Source organism: Sporomusa acidovorans (assembly GCF_900101845.1).
In the GTDB taxonomy this organism is placed as follows: domain Bacteria; phylum Bacillota; class Negativicutes; order Sporomusales; family Sporomusaceae; genus Sporomusa; species Sporomusa acidovorans.
Map to the genome: position 1 here is coordinate 76,850 of NZ_FNAM01000003.1, position 16,676 is coordinate 93,525.

The 16,676-nt window shown below is 40.9% G+C and carries 14 protein-coding genes and 3 pseudogenes; 12 read left to right on the forward strand and 5 right to left on the reverse strand.

Going from position 1 to position 16,676, the window contains the following annotated elements; all coding sequences use genetic code 11:
- The first annotated feature begins 529 nt into the window (after positions 1–529).
- From BLR65_RS03920 to BLR65_RS30375, 6 genes and pseudogenes are all read left to right on the forward strand, one after another.
- Positions 530–1,948 (forward strand): ClC family H(+)/Cl(-) exchange transporter, encoded by a 1,419-nt coding sequence (locus BLR65_RS03920; RefSeq protein ID WP_245692397.1) that lies wholly within the window; start codon positions 530–532, stop codon positions 1,946–1,948.
- 364 nt (positions 1,949–2,312) lie between these two features.
- A pseudogene (locus tag BLR65_RS03925) lies at positions 2,313–2,741 on the forward strand (chemotaxis protein CheW); the annotation flags it as partial.
- Positions 2,741–3,238, forward strand: a pseudogene (locus BLR65_RS03930) (methyl-accepting chemotaxis protein); the annotation flags it as partial. The pseudogenes BLR65_RS03925 and BLR65_RS03930, both read left to right, overlap by 1 nt.
- Positions 3,239–3,283: 45 nt before the next feature.
- Positions 3,284–3,559, forward strand: a pseudogene (locus tag BLR65_RS03935) (SDR family oxidoreductase); the annotation flags it as partial.
- A gap of 339 nt (positions 3,560–3,898) precedes the next feature.
- Positions 3,899–5,350, forward strand: coding sequence for an ATP-binding protein (locus tag BLR65_RS03940; protein ID WP_176772679.1), 1,452 nt, complete (start codon positions 3,899–3,901; stop codon positions 5,348–5,350).
- Positions 5,351–5,654: 304 nt separating this feature from the next.
- Positions 5,655–5,885, forward strand: a complete 231-nt coding sequence (locus BLR65_RS30375) for a type 1 glutamine amidotransferase family protein (RefSeq protein WP_143122490.1) — start codon at positions 5,655–5,657, stop codon at positions 5,883–5,885.
- Between the two features lie 119 nt (positions 5,886–6,004).
- On the opposite strand, the gene BLR65_RS03945 is transcribed toward BLR65_RS30375, so the two are convergent.
- The 4 genes from BLR65_RS03945 to BLR65_RS03955 all read right to left on the reverse strand — a co-directional run bounded on the left by BLR65_RS03945 (position 6,005) and on the right by BLR65_RS03955 (position 8,425).
- On the reverse strand, positions 6,005–6,700 hold the full coding sequence (locus BLR65_RS03945; RefSeq protein ID WP_093792702.1) for an LrgB family protein: 696 nt from the start codon (positions 6,698–6,700) through the stop codon (positions 6,005–6,007).
- Between the two features lie 3 nt (positions 6,701–6,703).
- Complete coding sequence (locus tag BLR65_RS03950) at positions 6,704–7,111, reverse strand: CidA/LrgA family protein (protein ID WP_093792704.1); 408 nt, start codon at positions 7,109–7,111, stop codon at positions 6,704–6,706.
- Between the two features lie 40 nt (positions 7,112–7,151).
- Complete coding sequence (locus BLR65_RS29480) at positions 7,152–7,307, reverse strand: hypothetical protein (RefSeq protein ID WP_169717042.1); 156 nt, start codon at positions 7,305–7,307, stop codon at positions 7,152–7,154.
- Between the two features lie 188 nt (positions 7,308–7,495).
- Positions 7,496–8,425 carry a LysR family transcriptional regulator gene (locus BLR65_RS03955; protein ID WP_093792706.1) on the reverse strand — a complete coding sequence of 310 codons (930 nt, stop codon included), beginning with the start codon at positions 8,423–8,425 and terminating at the stop codon, positions 7,496–7,498.
- Positions 8,426–8,879: 454 nt separating this feature from the next.
- Here BLR65_RS03955 and BLR65_RS03960 point away from each other — a divergent pair, with 454 nt between their 5' ends.
- From BLR65_RS03960 to BLR65_RS03985, 6 genes are read left to right on the forward strand one after another with little or no spacing between them, the layout of a single operon-like run.
- Positions 8,880–9,710 (forward strand): ParA family protein, encoded by an 831-nt coding sequence (locus BLR65_RS03960; RefSeq protein WP_093792708.1) that lies wholly within the window; start codon positions 8,880–8,882, stop codon positions 9,708–9,710.
- Complete coding sequence (locus BLR65_RS03965; RefSeq protein WP_093792710.1) at positions 9,710–10,870, forward strand: ParB/RepB/Spo0J family partition protein; 1,161 nt, start codon at positions 9,710–9,712, stop codon at positions 10,868–10,870. The genes BLR65_RS03960 and BLR65_RS03965 overlap by 1 nt, the downstream gene beginning before the upstream one ends.
- Before the next feature lie 40 nt (positions 10,871–10,910).
- Positions 10,911–11,318, forward strand: coding sequence for a hypothetical protein (locus BLR65_RS03970; protein WP_176772681.1), 408 nt, complete (start codon positions 10,911–10,913; stop codon positions 11,316–11,318).
- Positions 11,319–11,330: 12 nt separating this feature from the next.
- Positions 11,331–11,606: a helix-turn-helix domain-containing protein gene (locus tag BLR65_RS03975; protein ID WP_093792714.1), complete on the forward strand. Its 276-nt coding sequence runs from the start codon at positions 11,331–11,333 to the stop codon at positions 11,604–11,606.
- Positions 11,603–12,508: a helix-turn-helix domain-containing protein gene (locus BLR65_RS03980; protein WP_093792716.1), complete on the forward strand. Its 906-nt coding sequence runs from the start codon at positions 11,603–11,605 to the stop codon at positions 12,506–12,508. Before BLR65_RS03975 ends, BLR65_RS03980 begins: the two co-directional genes overlap by 4 nt.
- Positions 12,505–13,218, forward strand: coding sequence for a hypothetical protein (locus tag BLR65_RS03985; protein WP_093792718.1), 714 nt, complete (start codon positions 12,505–12,507; stop codon positions 13,216–13,218). Before BLR65_RS03980 ends, BLR65_RS03985 begins: the two co-directional genes overlap by 4 nt.
- A gap of 137 nt (positions 13,219–13,355) precedes the next feature.
- On the opposite strand, the gene BLR65_RS03990 is transcribed toward BLR65_RS03985, so the two are convergent.
- Complete coding sequence (locus BLR65_RS03990; protein WP_093792720.1) at positions 13,356–16,553, reverse strand: DEAD/DEAH box helicase; 3,198 nt, start codon at positions 16,551–16,553, stop codon at positions 13,356–13,358.
- Positions 16,554–16,676 lie beyond the last annotated feature (123 nt).

Here is a 16,676-nt window from a genome sequence, read left to right on the forward strand (position 1 = left end):
TGCAAAGGGTGCTTCATCAATCTGGCTGAAAACGTGTTCGTAAAATATGGGAGCCCAACTGGCCATTAAGCGTTTTTGTTGACTGGGGTGTAAATGCTGGAAGTCATCAAACAAGCGTTCCTGAAGGTGTGAATTATTTTTGCGAAACATTTATATTCGCTCACTTTCAAATATCGTTATGTTTATAATAATAATATTCGACTTCAAGCAGAAAATCCCTGTTCGCAATACCTACAAAACCTTATTTCATAAGGGCTTTAGGTCATTTTCTCTCGGCAACTGATACCCCTGTGCAGGGGGAGTTTTCGCAGTAGAATCATTTTATAGATAATCTATAATTTGCAATAGGATATAGTTAGACATTGATGGAGGAAGTTTTATGCGCCCACAACAGATTAGTAAGGTATATTTCTCTTTAACTCATTGGCGTGATTTTAAGCTCAAATTATTTGCTGAAGGCATAATAATTGGCTTTTTTGTTGGCGTCATTATTGTATTATTTCGTTACCTGCTTGAACAGGCAGAGGGATTGCGTAATGCTGTTTATCACTATCTGCAGGCGGGAAACTCGCCTATTATAGTACTGTTGTTTCTAGGCTTACTGTGTATTGCCTATGCGCTGAACTGGATCGTTACCTTCGAACCTATGTCTGCCGGTAGCGGCATTCCACAGGTTAAGGGCAAAATCTTGGGCTTAATGGAAATGAATTGGTTAAGGGTTCTGATAAGTAAATTTATTGGAGGAGTACTAGCCATTGGTGCAGGCTTATCTCTAGGCCGTGAAGGACCATCAATTCAATTGGGTGCAACGATAGGACAGGGATTGAGTCAATTATTTAACAGGACCAAACTGGAAGAACGCTATCTGGTAACAAGTGGAGCCAGTGCGGGATTAGCCGCGGCTTTTAATGCTCCGTTGGCCGGAGTCGTATTTTCTTTGGAGGAACTGCACAAAAACTTTTCACCTACAGTTTTAATGTCCGCTGTAGCTGCGGCGCTAACTGCAGCAGTAGTAACACAGCATTTTTTTGGAGTTAATCCGGTATTTAATTTTAATGGACTACCTATTTTCCCGATTTCTTACTACGGGTATATTATTTTACTGGGTATTGTAATTGGACTATTGGGTGTCGCTTTCAATCGGGTGTTAATAAAAACATTGAATACTTATGAAAAACAAAAGTTGCTATCCGGTATGGGTAAAGCAGCGTTACCATTGGTTACCGCTGGAATTATCGGATTTATTTTGCCTGATGTCTTAGGTGGCGGTAATAATTTAGTAAATGAATTATCGGCAAAGTCATTTAGCATCACAATATTGTGCATACTCTTAGCAGCTAAATTTTTCTTCACAATGCTTAGTTATGGTTCGGGTGTCCCGGGGGGAATTTTTTTGCCAATGCTGGTTATTGGGGCCTTGGCTGGCAGTGTTTTTAGCCATATTGTTATCCAGATTGGAAATCTAGATTCTTGTTATAGTACTAATATCATAGTTTTATCGATGGCTGCATATTTTTCTGCGGTCGTTAAAGCCCCTATTACAGGTAGTATCCTGATCATGGAAATGACGGGTTCTTTTAATCATATTCTTTCATTAATTGTCGTATCCATGACCTCGTATTTTGTTGCAGATATTTTCAAAATAAAACCTATTTATGAAGAACTTTTAGAGCGGTCCCTCAGCAAGCAGGGAAAGGTTCAGGTAAATATGACTTCAAAGAAACGAGTGATTGTTGAGTTGGCTATTTGTATTGGGTCAAAACTGGAGGGGAGAGAAATAAAAAATATTGACTGGCCGCCGCAATGTTTATTGATAAGCATTAAGCGCGGTGATAGCGAGCTAGTGCCCAAGGGAGACACACGAATTCAAGTTGGTGATTATTTGTACATATTAGCAAATGTTGATCAGGAAAAACAAATCCACGATTTAGCAAAAGAATCGATCTGACAATAGCCTTTGCAGTTTCCTAGCGACTCTCACCATTGACGCTAGAGTGGACAAATGAGTCCAAAACCCTTACAAAAATTTCTCATCTGAGAAGTTTTTGTAAGGGTTTTTTAAGTTGAAATTACTGTGTATTGTAAAAATATGTCGGTATTTACAGTAAAAACGGGAAAAATGAGAACATGTTACTTTTTGGCACGATTTTTGCAATATATAATTACTGGATTCATTGACTAATTGGTAAAGGGGGAGAATACAATCTATTGATCTGTAGGTTTGCCAATCAATGCGAAAAGCTATTCAAAAGCTTTTTTGTCAGCATAGGATTTTTGGTGGATGTCTAAAACAAGCGATTGGAGTAATTATTATGGAAAAGAATAAAGGTATCTTGCTGGAGTCAGGCACAAACGAATTTGAGATTATTGAATTTTCGGTGGGGAATATCGCTTATGGCATCAACGTAGCCAAGGTCAGAGAAATAATAAATTTAGTTTCTGTTACTGCCATGCCCAACTCGCATGCGTATATTGATGGAATCTTTACTTTGCGCGGTAAAATAATGCCGCTTGTTAATTTGGCAACTTGTTTACACAATGATAAAGCACAAGCTGCTGCAGCCAAAATAATAGTCGCTGAGATGAATAGTGTTTATATAGGTTTTAAGGTTGACGAAGTCTCAAGAATCCATCGCATCTCCTGGGACCAAATGGAGCCGGCGCCAAACATAGTGGATTCAGAGCGGGTTATTGGGGTTGTAAAGATGGAAAATCGTTTGATTGTCTTGCTGGATTTTGAAATGCGGCAATTGAGGCGGCAAGAGCCGGCGAAGCAGGCAGAGGCTTTGCCGTGGTTGCTGAAGAAGTCAGGAAACTTGCCGAGCAATCACAAGATGCTGCGAAACAAATAACCGAGTTGATAAGTGAAGTACAAGCAAAAACTGATAGTGCTGTAACCTATATGAATGATGGTAAAAAAGAAGTAGATACAGGAACAAACGTTGTATCTATGGCAGGTCAAAGTTTCGAAGAAATATTGACAATGATAAGAAATATGACGAATCAAATTCACGAAACATCTGCAGCTGTACAGGAAATTACGAATGGTATTCAAAGGGTTGTAAATGCAGTTCAGGATAATGAGAAAGAAAGCCGGAAAACGGCGGAACAAACGCAGACTATCTCAGCGGCAACAGAAGAACAGTCTGCGTCTGTGGAAGAAATTGCTTCTGCCAGCCAGCATTTAGCAAAAATGGCAGAGGAATTGCAACAGGCTATCCGAAAGTTTAAGATTTAAGCAAGCTAATGGTCTACGGCATTTTAAAAGAAAACGGCGACAAAGGGGGCAATCGTTAGTCTTACCCGGTCACTATCGCTATCCTTGGAGCCGGAGCACATTCGTGTAAACGCAGTAGCGCCTGGGCCAATTTGGACTCCATTAAATCCATCGAGCTATCCTGCTGAGCATATCAAGCATTTTGGTGCTTATACTCCCATGAAGCGTGCCGGACAACCGTTTGAAGTAGCCCCGGCATATGTATATCTGGCAAGTGATGACTCCAGATATGTATCAGGGCAAGTAATTCATGTAAATGGAGGCACTATTACTGAAACGTAGCGGGAACTAATGGGGAACTAGATAGACGTGCATTTGTTTGGAAGGCTATTGTCGAAGCGGCGATCTTTTGGTAATATGTGAAGGTAACAGAAAAATCCAAAGCCACCCTTATGGCTTTGGGTTTTTGCTACTATGGGGGGCAGAAAATTTTAGTAAGGCTGTGGTTCAATCCCCTGTAATTTTTGAATTTGAGGGAGTTTATACGAGATTATGCCATGCCAAGGAATAGTAATGAAAAAATAGAAGTATTTTAAATAAAAGTGAAGAATTATACTATTATGGGATGTTATAATTTCATTGATATATACTCCATTACGTTATGAAAGGAATTTTTGCTTTATGAAACCTGAAATTAGAAAAATAAATTTAAGAATAGAAAGATCTATAGAAAATTGGGAAATATATCACGCACTGCGCGAAATTATAGCAAATGCTTTTGATGAGCAATACATAACTAATTCCAAAGACATCACTATATTTAAGGATGAAAAGAACAATTGGCATATCAGGGACTTTGGCCGCGGGATTAAAGCTGAATGCTTTACGCAAGACGAGAGCACGGAAAAATTATCCAATCCTAATTTGATCGGAAAATTTGGGGTGGGGTTAAAAGAGGCTTTGGCAACTTTGGACCATAATAATATAAGCGTTATTATCAAATCTTGCCATGGCTTATTTACTTTCGGTAAATCACCCCAGGATGGTTCTAACAATATAGTTACACTGATTTCTATATACCCGCCGAAAAATACTACTTTTCTCGGAACCGAATTTATTTTTAGAGGAATAAGTGATAAAGACATTGAGCAAGCCAAAAATTTATTTTTAAGGTTTTCAGAGTCATTTGTTTTAGAAAATGCCGCTGTGGGTCAAGTTCTTAAAAAAAATGGCAATTATGCCGCTATTTATATCAATGGAGTAAAGGCTGCCAGTGAACAAAATTTTTTATTTAGCTACAATATAACATCATTAGATAGTAAGATGCTTAAAACTATATACCGTGAACGGCCACATGTTGGCCGCAGTGCTTATGCCGATAAGGTAAAGGAAATTTTAGTTTCCTGTAGAACGCAAAAGTTAGCCAAACTATTGATTAATGATATGGCTAATTATTCGCAGGGAACTAATCATGATGAACTAAGTTGGCTCGAAGTACAGGAGAATGCTATCAAGATATTAAACTCCTTTTCAAAAGCAATTTTCCTAACTCCCGAGGATTTACAAAATTACGCTAATTTAGTGGACAGGGCCCAGGGAGAAAGATATGAAATTATCAAAATTCCTAGCAACTTAAAACAACGTATTCACGGCTCTCTCGACATTACTGGTACGCCAATACGAAATATTGATCAATTTTATCATGATTACAAAAAAGGATTTAAATTTAGATTCGTTGCCACCGAAGACCTTCAGCCTGACGAACGTGAAATTTTTAATACAACAACTACGATTTTTAACATGATTGGCGGTAAACCGGTTCATGTAAAACACATAGAAATAGCCGAAAAAATGCTAAAAGAGTTAAAAAGCAATCAAGAAGCGGATGGCTTTTGGGATTCTTCAACCGGAACAATCATAATTAACCGCTCACAGCTTACGAGTATAAAAAATTATACGGCAACCTTACTGCATGAATTATCACACGCAACAAGCGGCTCTCCAGATGAAAGCCGTAATTTCGAAAATGAATTAACCAAACTTTTAGGAAGCTTATCGGCGCGTTTATTTGAAAAAAAGCAACCTCCCGAGAAGATGCAAACACGTTTTTGGCATAAATTTTTAAAAAAGTGATCTAAGATACTTCCAAGAGAAATCAAAAAAGAAGAAGCAAAACAGTTTCTGCAAATTCAAACGTTAAATGATGGCTATTATCTAAGTGTTGAATTGGTAACTTATGTAGAATAAGAACCGTCCTAGCCTTGAAAATGCATGGTTAGGGCAGTTCTTTTAATCAGAGTTAACGGCCTGTTTATTTTGCTAAATATGGATGAAATTGAAGTACGTATTACTTTGCTATAATAAAATATTATTTTGTATTTAAAATAAGTATACATGACTGGACTGTGTACTAATTCTATCGATAATTTAATTGAGCTTGCTGATAAGGCTCTGTATAGTAGTAAGCATAGTAAAAAAAGTAATTCATGATAATATTTGGGCTGTTCAGTTTCATCCCGAATTTAACGCGAAAGTAATGTTGGCTTATGTTGAAGAAGAAAGTCAGGCACTTAGCAAGGAGGGATTTGATGTCGATAAATTAAAAAACAGGATACAAGATCATTCTTACGGACAGTGCCTGTTGCGTCGATTTATCAGCCTTGTGTGATTCCTGGGGTGAATTTAGCTACATATAGCCCTGCCGTTCAAGTCTTGAAATACTCTTAGTTTTATGTTCTCTTGGCTTCTGCTGCGGGATGAGAGTATCACGAAATAAAGTCTAAACGGTTAGGTTGTACCCATCAGCTGTAATAGCAACGGTACAAAGCCAGGGGCTAGAAGGGTTGTAATAATGCCTGCGAATATCATTGCCAGGCTGGCAATGGCTGTTTCCATTTTTCCATATTCCTGTGCTTTGGCAGTACCCGTTCCGTGAGCAGCCACACCCAGTATTAAGCCTTTGGTTATGGGGCTGACATGTTTTAGCGAGCGGAAAACGACGGGGCTCAACATACTGCCGGTAATACCTGTAAAAATTACAAAGACAGCTGTCAGCGCCGGTATTCCGCCAAGTTGTCTGGACACATCGATAGCAAGCGGCGTGGTAATAGAGCGAGGTGCAAGACTTTGCATCATCTGCGGATCTAAATGTAATAGCTTTGACATCATCAGGGAGGTTACCATGGCAAAAACGGCACCGCAAACAATGCTAACGGCAAGTTCCGGCAAATAGAACCGTAGAATTCTTCTGTATTTATATAATGGCACAGCCAGCGCCACTGTCGCCGGCTGTAGCATAGAACTTAATAAAGCGGCTCCGGGATCATACAAATCGTAGGAAATATGAAATAGCTTCAAGCCGGCAATTAAAAGAATTGGGCAGCTAAGTATTGGCAGCAGGAACACAGATGAAAATTGGTGGTAAAAATGCTGCAACAGCTTATAGAGAATAATGGTTATAGACACACTTAACAGTGCAAACATGGATTATCTCCTTTCCTGGTAGCGCATGAGTGTTTCTGTTATAATTCCTACCACCAGCATAACTCCTAGCGTGCCGATGGTAATAACTACAAAGAACGATAATCCGTTTTGCTTTAGTAGTGGCTCAAATTGCATAACGGCAACCGCTGACGGAATAAAAAAAAGAACCAATTCGGCAATTAACAGGCTGGCTCCGGCCTCAACCCAGCTAAGCGGCAAAATTCGTAATTGCAGAGCAATAAACAGAAAGGCAATACCCAGGATACTTCCCGGTATCCCCCAGGCCATGTGCCGGGCGAGGAGATTGCTCAGCCAGGCAATTACCCCTAAAAAACTTACCTGGACAACAATTTTCAAAAGCGTTTTTGCCTTTGTCAGAAATACCGGTGACACTGTATCTAGCTTCCGCATAGCATTTTTCTGCAGAAGCAGAAGAGGAAAAATAGTTTGCTTAAGACGGAACAGCAATTTCCCAGAACCATTTTTCTCTGGTAATATCACGAACAAGGTTTTTTTTCGTTGCAACAGTGTTAGCAGTGTCAGGTTTCTTTGGTTCAGATTGCTTTTGCGTATTTACGGGGTCTATTACAGTTGGGGGCGTGTTCAAGATACTAACCTCCTTTAAGTACACACAAAGGTTTATATTTTGTATGTTTGTGTTTTATTGTACTGGCGCGAAGCGCGCAAGTACAATATATGTTGCGCATAGGCCTATTCTTATTGTGAATAGGTCTAATATATTTCAGTGTAAAAATTATGAAAAAATATAAGAAAAGACCTGGCTTGTGCCAAGTCCTAGTCGTTTTCCGCCGCAATAATATCAATATCCATATCCTTAAAACCAGAAAAAGTACGGGCAAACTGAATCCACTGACGGGCGGCGTGCGGAAGGTAGCGTCCTCTTTTCCATATAACTCCTAATTGCAAGTAAATCGGTTTTCCAGCCAATGGCCGGCTGACTACCTGACTGCTATCCAATTGACGGCAAATGCGGGTTGGCAAAAGGACAATTCCCACATTGGCGGCGACGATCTGAATCATAAATTCTAACTGTGAAGTTTCAAAGATGATTTTAGGATCAAAGCCTTCACGGCGGCAGCGCTCAATAATTTGGTCATGCAGCCGGAAATCCTTGCTATACAGCACGAAGGACTCTTCCGCTAAATCGGCTATAGCAACTGCTGAATAGGCTGCCAAAGAGTGTTCGGGATGCATGACCACTGCTAACGAATCCCGTGTAAGCCAGAACATCTCATATAATTCTTCATTGGTAACTGGCGTCGATACAATACCAATATCCAGTTCCCCCTCCTGAACACCCTTTTCAATCGTTTTTGAACCAAACTCAAACAACTGAAATTCAATATTGGGGTGTTCTTTCTTAAAAACTCCCAGCACTTTTGAAAACATAGTTACACTGGTAATCGGTGGAAACCCTATGCGGATTTTACCCGACTTTTCCGCCAATATTCCGTCCAGGCTGGTAGTATTAAGGTTATCAAACAACGCAACAATTTGCTGTGCTTGTTCCCAAAAGGCAATGCCGGCATCAGTCAGTTCCACGTGTTTAGTATCACGGTAAAACAATTCAATGCCCATCTGCGCTTCTATTTCTTTGATCATTTTGCTAATTGACGGTTGCGATATGTGAATTTGTTCGGCTGCTTTTGTGAAATTTCCGCAGCGGGCCACCGTCATAAAACACTCCAAATGTCTGATTTCCATAACCAATGCTCCTTATTTGTACGGACAGCTACAGCCCCACATTTACTATCCAGGAAACACATGCGAATACTCTATTTTATCTAGATTAAGCAGATCGTGTCAATGGAAATCGCTAAAAAAGGAAAGCTGTGTTTCCTGTACCCGAATTATAAGCGATCAGCTAAACTTGACATTTCCGGGAGTTGCCAGCAGTGATGGAATAAAAAAACACGGTTCCACCGAAGCTTGGACTGGTGGAAGCCGTGTTTTTGGATCCTAGTGATGCGGAGTCATTGATCGAGTTACCATTACGCTGCTTATGCAAGTTTATTTAGGTTCTTGATGATCTATATAATGATATGGAAAGTTTGTCCAGTAAAATACAACAGGACAGTGGTGTCAATTTCACAAATGCAAGTAGACGTCTGCTAGTAAAAAGGACGTCTATTTTTTTCCAGAAAAGGGGGAAATAATTGTGGAACAAAGCACGGGCATGATTATAATCTGCTTCATGAACCTCAAGGGCGGCGTGGGAAAAACGACACTTTCTACGCACGTTGCTTGCGCCTTGGCAAAGCTGGGGATCAGAATACTCTTCATTGACAATGACAAACAGGGAAACGCCAGCCGCTTTTTTCAAGTGCAGACAGAAAATACTTTATCCGAAGTTTTAGATGACAGCATTTCGGCAGCACAGGCAATTCAAAAAACGGCATATGAAAACATTGATATTATTTCAGCGGATATGGGACTAGCCGCAGTGAATTTTGACATTATGCTTTCCGATAAATATAAAAATCGTAATCAAAAGTTTTTACTCAAAGAAGCATTAGAACCGGTTCGTACCCAATATCAGTTTTGCATTATAGACAATCCGCCGGACATCAATACCAGCGTCTATAATGCCTTGATGGTTGCCAATGAAGTTATCTTTGTAACGACACCGGATTGCTATGCACGCGATGGCATGGATTTAATGTATGAGCAGTTGCAAGCGGCAAAGAGTGACCGCATAGCGATGGACGCAGGGTATAATGAATTTTTACCGGATTGCCGCCTTCGTTTCCGGGGTTGTGTGCTAAACAAATATACGCCGGATTCTGCCCCAATTTTAGAAAGTATCCAAAAGAAAATGCCCACTTTTTCAACCACCATTCGTTTAACCAAAACAGGGGCGAAACGCTTGCAGGAAGCAGCTGAGCGTGGAATTTCCGTGCAAGCGCTTTCACCAAGTTGCGGGTTTTCGCGGGATTTTAAGCATTTTATGGAAGAGTTGTTCTACACGCAAGAAAGTGGGAAACTCTGATGGCCAAAAAACTTGATATGAATGCATATTTCAATCGGGCCTCACAAAGCCCGGAGATACTGCCAGAACGGACACACCTGCTTGATATGTCCGCACTTGTTGAGAACAAACAGAACTTTTACAGTATCGCAGATATAGAGGTTTTAGCGGCGGACATTCTGCGCAATGGGATTCGTCAGCCGCTTGAAGTTGTGATGCAGCAGGATGGGGTAACTTATCGCCTGATTTCAGGGCATCGACGGCTTGCCGCTTTAAAGTATCTAAAAGCTCAGGGAGAAGCCATTCCGGAGAAAGTCCCTTGCATCATACGCCGTTATGAATCAGAGGCAGACGAAATAGAAGCAATCATTTCGGCCAACTGCCAACGCGACAAAACCATAGAGGATGAACTCAATGAGCTGAAATATTTGCAGCCGATTATCCGTAGACGGTTTGAGGAAGAGAAGCCAGGCGGAAAGTTCCGCGCATATTTTGCCCGCCAGTTGGGAGTGTCCGAGTCAACGCTGAAAAGGAAGTTGGAGCTATTGAAGCTTTCACCGGCACTCTTAAACCGTCTAAAACAAGGAAAGCTGCCGTTATCGGCAGCGTATGAATTAACCGGCTTATCGCCGGAAGAGCAGGAAGAGGCGGAATATGCCCTGCCGGAAGAAGGAAGTGTGCAAGCGGCGATTGAGGTGAAAGAGGAAATCCGGGCGCAGAAACCTTTGGCGGTGGCCCGGGAAGAAGCTGCTGGTGAGGAGGAGCTTACTGTAGAAGGGGAAACGGCAGGGACTCCTGACAGCAAGAAAAGCAGAAAAAAACCTTCACCAAAAGCAGAGAATTCTTCCCAAGAGGAACCTGGTGGCGTATCCCCCATCCATGCGAATCAACCCCTGCCGAACGATCTTCCTGAACAATTTGCGGCGGCCGTTTCCGAAGAAGATGAAGTAGATGGTATGGCAAAGGAACAAATCGAAACAGCGGATTTTCACAGTCTGTCCGTACAGATTCAAAAAAAGAGCATCCTTTGGGTAGCGGATTTTTGCCGTAATCATATGCAGCAGACAGCCGAGCGTTTGGTAGAAGAAAAAGATACCTCGAAACAGACCGTGGGCAGAATCGCTGTATGGAAGGAGTTACTTTCACATCTGGATAGTTTGGAAAAGAATATAGTGGGATAAGGTGCTAGTTATTGGCGGCAGAGCTTCTGCCGCTTTTTTTATGCTACTAAAGGAGGGAATTCTGTTGGAGAAAACAAGCCGGGAAGAATTAGAAATTGTAATTGTTGCGCTGCAAGAGAAAATTTTGGTGTTGGAAACAGAGTTAAACGAGCGCGGCGTATTGACTATCGAACAAATTGTTGAGCCGAAAGATTATAGAGATATGAAAGCCCATGCCGAGAAGCTGGAGCAAGAGGTTGAGGCCCTGCGATATATTCTGTCCTTTTCCGGTGTTCAGTCGCTGGACATGCTGGCGACAGATCTTCTCTCGGTTTTACAAACTCGCCTTAAACAAATCGCCGTAGAATTTGAGAACTTTCCTGTGGGGCTGGAGGAACGAAATATACTGAAGAAGATCATTCATAACCTCCACAGCGGTGCACGCCAACTTGATGAGTTGCTCAAGTAGGAGGTGCTTAGCATGACATTAGCAGAGAAAATTCGCAGTTTACGGGAAAAAAACGGCTACAGCATTTCCAAACTTTCCCGGCATGTAGGCGTCGACCGGACAAGCATTTACCGGTGGGAGGAAGGAATAACGACGCCAACATTAGCCAGCCTTACGTTGCTTGCGCAATTTTATGGGATCAACGTGCGGAAGCTTTTAGAAGATGATGAGCTAATTGATTTACGGCTGCTGGTTAAAAGTCTTGAAACACGTGTAGAAAAACTTGAGCGAAAAGAGGACGGGCCATGAGCATCATCCGGGTCGAAAAACAGCGAAAATACACCTGTGTAAGCAATGTTCCTTTGCAGGATGCCCGCCTGTCCTTAAAGGCGCGCGGCCTCATTACCTACTGCTTGAGCCTGCCGGACAACTGGACGTACAGCGTCAGCGGGTTAGTAAAAGTGATTGGCAGTGAAGGGAAAAGCTCTATTCAGTCGGCACTGCACGAATTAGAAGCTTGCGGCTATCTCATACGCAGGCGTTTGCACGATAAAAATGGCAAATTTACCGGTACGGAATATGTTCTTTACGAAGAGCCGCAAATACAGGCGGAACAACCATTTACCGAAAATCGGTCAATGGCCAGTTTGGAGGAAAATCAACCATTTACCGATTTTCCGTCAACGGTAAACCCGTCAACGGTAAACCCGTCAACGGAAAAACCGCCGGCGGAAAATCAGCCACTACAAAATACGTATTCTACTAAACAAGAAAAAAAGAAAATACACACACAACAAAGCGATGCCGGTGTGTTTTCTTGTGAGGAAAATGGACAAGGAGAAGCGGATGCGAACGCAGATATTTCGCTAGAGCAACTTATTGAAGTGGCGATTCGGTGCCGTATTCCGGAAGAAAGCATAGGAAAACTTCTCAAACGCTATCCGCGAGATAAGATCCACGTTCAGCTTCTCTATTTAGAATCGCAAAAGGGTAAAGTGCATAACCCTGTTGCCTGGCTGTTTCAGGCCTTGAAACAGGATTATGATACTCCACTTCCAAAGCCGAAGCCTATTGTCGTTCAACCGCCTCCACTACCGCCGCTGCCCGAGCAGAGTAATGAATCTCTTTCGCCGGAATTTCAGGCAATGCTGGATAGAATACATAAGCTAATGGCAGATAAAGAGAGAGAAAAAAAGGAGGAAGACGGATGAACCTATTTCTTGTCAGGGGAAGATTATTACGCATGATCGCTGATTACTATGCATTGGAAAAAATACGTAACTTAGAAAGAACTTTGACGTATGTGGAAAGAAAGCTCAATCAACCGCGCCTTGTTTTTAAGCTGCGTCAGGAAATTGTGCAAAGAAAGGCCGATGCCGCCTTAGTTGCCGCCATGATTAGGCTGATGCCTAAAGAAAAACAAGAATTCGTCCGCTTGCGCTATCTAAAAAAGATGCCGTTAGTTTTTGTTGCGCCTAAACTCTATATTTCGCCTAAAGTCGCCGGCGTATGGAATGCGGAAATTCTGGAACGTCTTTATGCTCTGCGGGAAGGGATAGTAGGGGATTTTATCTTGTCCCCGCAAGCACTCTGCGCGGTTGAAAGCTATCTCAATACGATTTTAGATTTTTTTTTGACGGAGGGAATGAAATATGCAGATCCCGCCTATATCAGGCAACTGGAAACCAGAAGGGCTTCTCTTTTTCAGTTGCGACTATATATGGAGCAGTATTTGGAAAAAGTGAATGCGCAAGAACGCCAGCTCTTACTTTGCTGGTGCAATGATCCATGTCTCACCTATGTGGAACTTGCCGGACGGTTTTATGTGTCGGAATCGACAGCGGGAAGATATGTGATGCGTTTTAAGGGTGCAATGTTTATTTTTTGGGAAGGGTTGTGTAAATTAACCACAGAAAAATAGTGAATGCTGAGTCAGTATAGGTAGGCAGGGAAAATATTTCTAGGCTGCATGTAAGAACTATTGGAGCAGTTACGGCAGTGTATCAAAAATGTAATAAGTGGCTTTCTTTATACAAGAAAAACTGCCTTGTGTTTGTCTTAAAGCTGGACAGGTTGATTGCAAAATAAATAAGCTGTATCAAAGTAAGGCTTATTATGCCAAATAGCCTTGTCGCCGACAATATATAGCTGTATTTTGGATCTTGTAACAGCGACATTAAGGATGTTTGGTCTAGCACTAGCCCAGCTTACAGCCCCCATGTCCTTACCGTCGGAACCTACTCCCAAGCAGAGTATAACAGTATTTGCCTGTTTGCCTTGAAATGTATGGATTGTGCCGATAGAAGTGCTAATCCATTTACGAAGTACTTTTTTAGGAATGTCTGGTCTGGTTTGAACTAATAATTCCAGCAGTACTTTTCGAAAGTGATTAATTAGGCCTGCTCTGACACTCCTGAATGGAGTAATCAAAAATAGTGATGGTATTTTTATATCCCCGTTTTCGGTCTGTTTAAGTGATTTGAAAATATCAAGCACAATTTCGGTTATTGCTTCCGCCTGATTCGGCACAAAATGCCCAGTTTGACTGTTTCCAGCCACGTGAATCCATTGGCAAACAGCATCTTGATGGTTTTTTGTGGCATACACCATTTTGCCGTCATAAGCGATTTTATTAGAAATATGAAAAACCTTTTGTTGACAACGGTTATGTACCACTAGTGGCGCACCGATCCACAAGTCATTTTTTTTCTCTAATGTCCGATATCCACCCAAAATGTTTGTTAGATCTGCAAGACTTTGAACACTAGTATATTTATCTTTAATCAACGGACTTTGATGGTAATAATCAGCTAATATCTTAATTACATCATCATGTAAAGTAACAACAGGCTCGATCTGTAACGGATCACCCACCGCAATTACTTTCTTTGCCCGCCATATGGCTCCGGCGGCCGATTGAGGCATGGCTTGTCCGGCCTCATCTATAAAAAGATAAGCGATTTCGTCTTTTGGAATATCTTTTAGAAAATTGCTAACTGACGCAAAAGTAGTTGACACGACAGGAACAATTAAAAATAAGCTTTGGAGTAAAATCGGCGCTGCAATTGGCAACTGCCCCTTCGGTATTTGCCCTCGCATCATTTTTCCGAAAGCATCAAGGTTGTCTCGTAAATACTTTGAATTACATACAAAAGTCTTATGGAGCTGAAGTGCCTCTAAGAAGAGGCGTTCTCTTAATACATTTAATACGGAATATCCCCATGGAGATGATTTGCTAATATCTTCAGTTTGCTTGGTAAAATATTGGTCTATACGAAAAGGGGATTTCACTTCGGTGCGAAACTCCTCCAACTTAGTTTCGAGTTGTGAAATTTTCTCGCAGATTGCTTTTTTTTCTTCCTGTAAATGCTCCATTTGCTTATTCAGATCTTTTATTTGTTTTTCAGTAGAGGCAAGTCTTTCCCTCGCATTTATAAGGTCAATAGTATTTTGTTCTAAGGCAGATACAATGTCCTTATATTTTTGAACCATTCGATGTTTAGGCCATAGTAGCCGCTTTAACCATAATAGCCGGTCAATGCTACTTAAATCTGCTTTTTGAAGGAGCAGAAGTTCTTTTCGTTGTGAATAGTCATAGATATTATTTTTATTGGTGGCTTGTTGTCCTTCAGTTTTTTGTATCTCAAATTCTATATTCTGCAGAGCTGCGGTCAATTCAGTTAGTTTATTATTGCTTTCGAATAATAGACATGTCTGATTGTATATTATTTGGATACGTTCATATTCGTTTTTTACTTCCTCAAGCACCTGGTTAAAAGACTTCTTTGCTTTAGTCCATTCTTCGGGTGAAACATTTTTGAGTTTCTCCCGCAATTCTTTATTGAAGTCATAGTTTAAGTCATTTACTTCTTCTTTAGAAATTGGCCAAAATTTCTCTATAAAAGCAGTTCGTTTTCGTTTATTGCCAAGTGAAGCTGCATTGAGTGCCCATGTTGTTCCTTCACCGAAAATCATGTCAGATACTTCAGAGAAATAATGAAAGTCAATATTTCTATAGTTTTTAGGCATTTCTTCAATGGACGGCAGCTCGTTAGTAACATTCTCAACAGCACTGTTATTATTAGACGCTACTAATATTCCATGATTCTTAATGGCAGGCATAATGTCCCTTATATGATTAGGGAAATTCTTATAAGAAATTGTACATACTTCTTCACCAAAAGCACTATCGGGCATATCAAGTTTAGCCATTTCTATGGCCCGCTCTGCGATAATTGCTGCAATGATATCTTTGAGTAGTGTTGTTTTACCTGTTCCAGGAGGGCCATTGACTGAAAAAAGAGCTTGCTGGTATTTGGCATCTTTACACATGAAGGCGTTGACATCCATCTGTTGCATAAAACGCATTCCGTAATCACTTGGCCAACGGCCAAATGGTAGATGGGCTGGAGACATTAAGTCGAGTGGAGCCTTAGTATCAGATTCAACATTTACTCTTTGTCCAGCTTGCTGTGACATGTATTGTTCAAAGGCTTGTCCATAATCTGCGCTATCTTTTTGCAGGCTTTCAATGATTCGCTCAAGATCCCTGATATAGAAACTATTGAGAAGATCGTTTTGTTTGACCTGTTCATCCGTGGCTTCATTTTCCGCTTTGGCCTCCTCTGAGAAATCATCCATAGTATTATTTTCTGAATCACCAGAGGTAGTCCCGTTTTCTTTTGTTTTTGTGACATCTTCCAAAATCATATCAATTCGTAGCCAGCAATCCGAGAAAGCTATATCCCAGTTTATCTGCGATGCAAAGTAATTACGACTGGCTTCTAAAAAATTGTAAGTATAGGGCTCTTTATTATCATTGAGATACTGGAACAGCTTAAACTCAAACTCTTTAAAATCATTTTCCCACTGGTCAATGGCAATTCCGCCATCTTTTACTCTGTGAATAGCCCAAGGAAAAGAGGATATGCGAAAACTTTCAGGTTCCAAAACTCCACTAGGCGATAAAGTAAACATGCAAAAACAGCTTTCATCGTCTCCCGTGTCTCGAAAATTCATCGATGTTTGCATACTTTTTTCCAAGTCGCACAGGGCACTGTCCAGCCGAAAAATTCCAAGATAAACTGCATAGCGTCGGAGCTTTTTAGAAATAGGTACAGTTGGATTTTCTAAATTCGGGAATATAGATTCGCTATTGACGGAAAAAGTCTTTATGAAAGGACTGTCTTGATCATTCAAAATATACGGATAAAAATGCTCTAGTTTATGCCAATATTGGAGTGTTTTTAAATTCATATCATCACCCTTTTGAATTTATGCCAAACATTGTCGATGTGTACGTTAACATATTTTGGCATAGTAAGTATTTTTTTAAGTATAGCATATATTACAACATTATTTTATAGACCGACCTATGAT

Bases quoted from the DNA above. Each gene is read 5' to 3' on its own strand.
- BLR65_RS03940 (WP_176772679.1), top strand. From the start codon at position 3,899: ATGAAACCTGAAATTAGAAAAATAAATTTAAGAATAGAAAGATCTATA.
- BLR65_RS03945 (WP_093792702.1), bottom strand. From the start codon at position 6,700: ATGTTTGCACTGTTAAGTGTGTCTATAACCATTATTCTCTATAAGCTG.
- BLR65_RS03950 (WP_093792704.1), bottom strand. From the start codon at position 7,111: ATGCGGAAGCTAGATACAGTGTCACCGGTATTTCTGACAAAGGCAAAA.
- BLR65_RS03955 (WP_093792706.1), bottom strand. From the start codon at position 8,425: ATGGAAATCAGACATTTGGAGTGTTTTATGACGGTGGCCCGCTGCGGA.
- BLR65_RS03965 (WP_093792710.1), top strand. From the start codon at position 9,710: ATGGCCAAAAAACTTGATATGAATGCATATTTCAATCGGGCCTCACAA.
- BLR65_RS03970 (WP_176772681.1), top strand. From the start codon at position 10,911: ATGCTACTAAAGGAGGGAATTCTGTTGGAGAAAACAAGCCGGGAAGAA.
- BLR65_RS03975 (WP_093792714.1), top strand. From the start codon at position 11,331: ATGACATTAGCAGAGAAAATTCGCAGTTTACGGGAAAAAAACGGCTAC.
- BLR65_RS03980 (WP_093792716.1), top strand. From the start codon at position 11,603: ATGAGCATCATCCGGGTCGAAAAACAGCGAAAATACACCTGTGTAAGC.
- BLR65_RS03985 (WP_093792718.1), top strand. From the start codon at position 12,505: ATGAACCTATTTCTTGTCAGGGGAAGATTATTACGCATGATCGCTGAT.
- BLR65_RS03990 (WP_093792720.1), bottom strand. From the start codon at position 16,553: ATGAATTTAAAAACACTCCAATATTGGCATAAACTAGAGCATTTTTAT.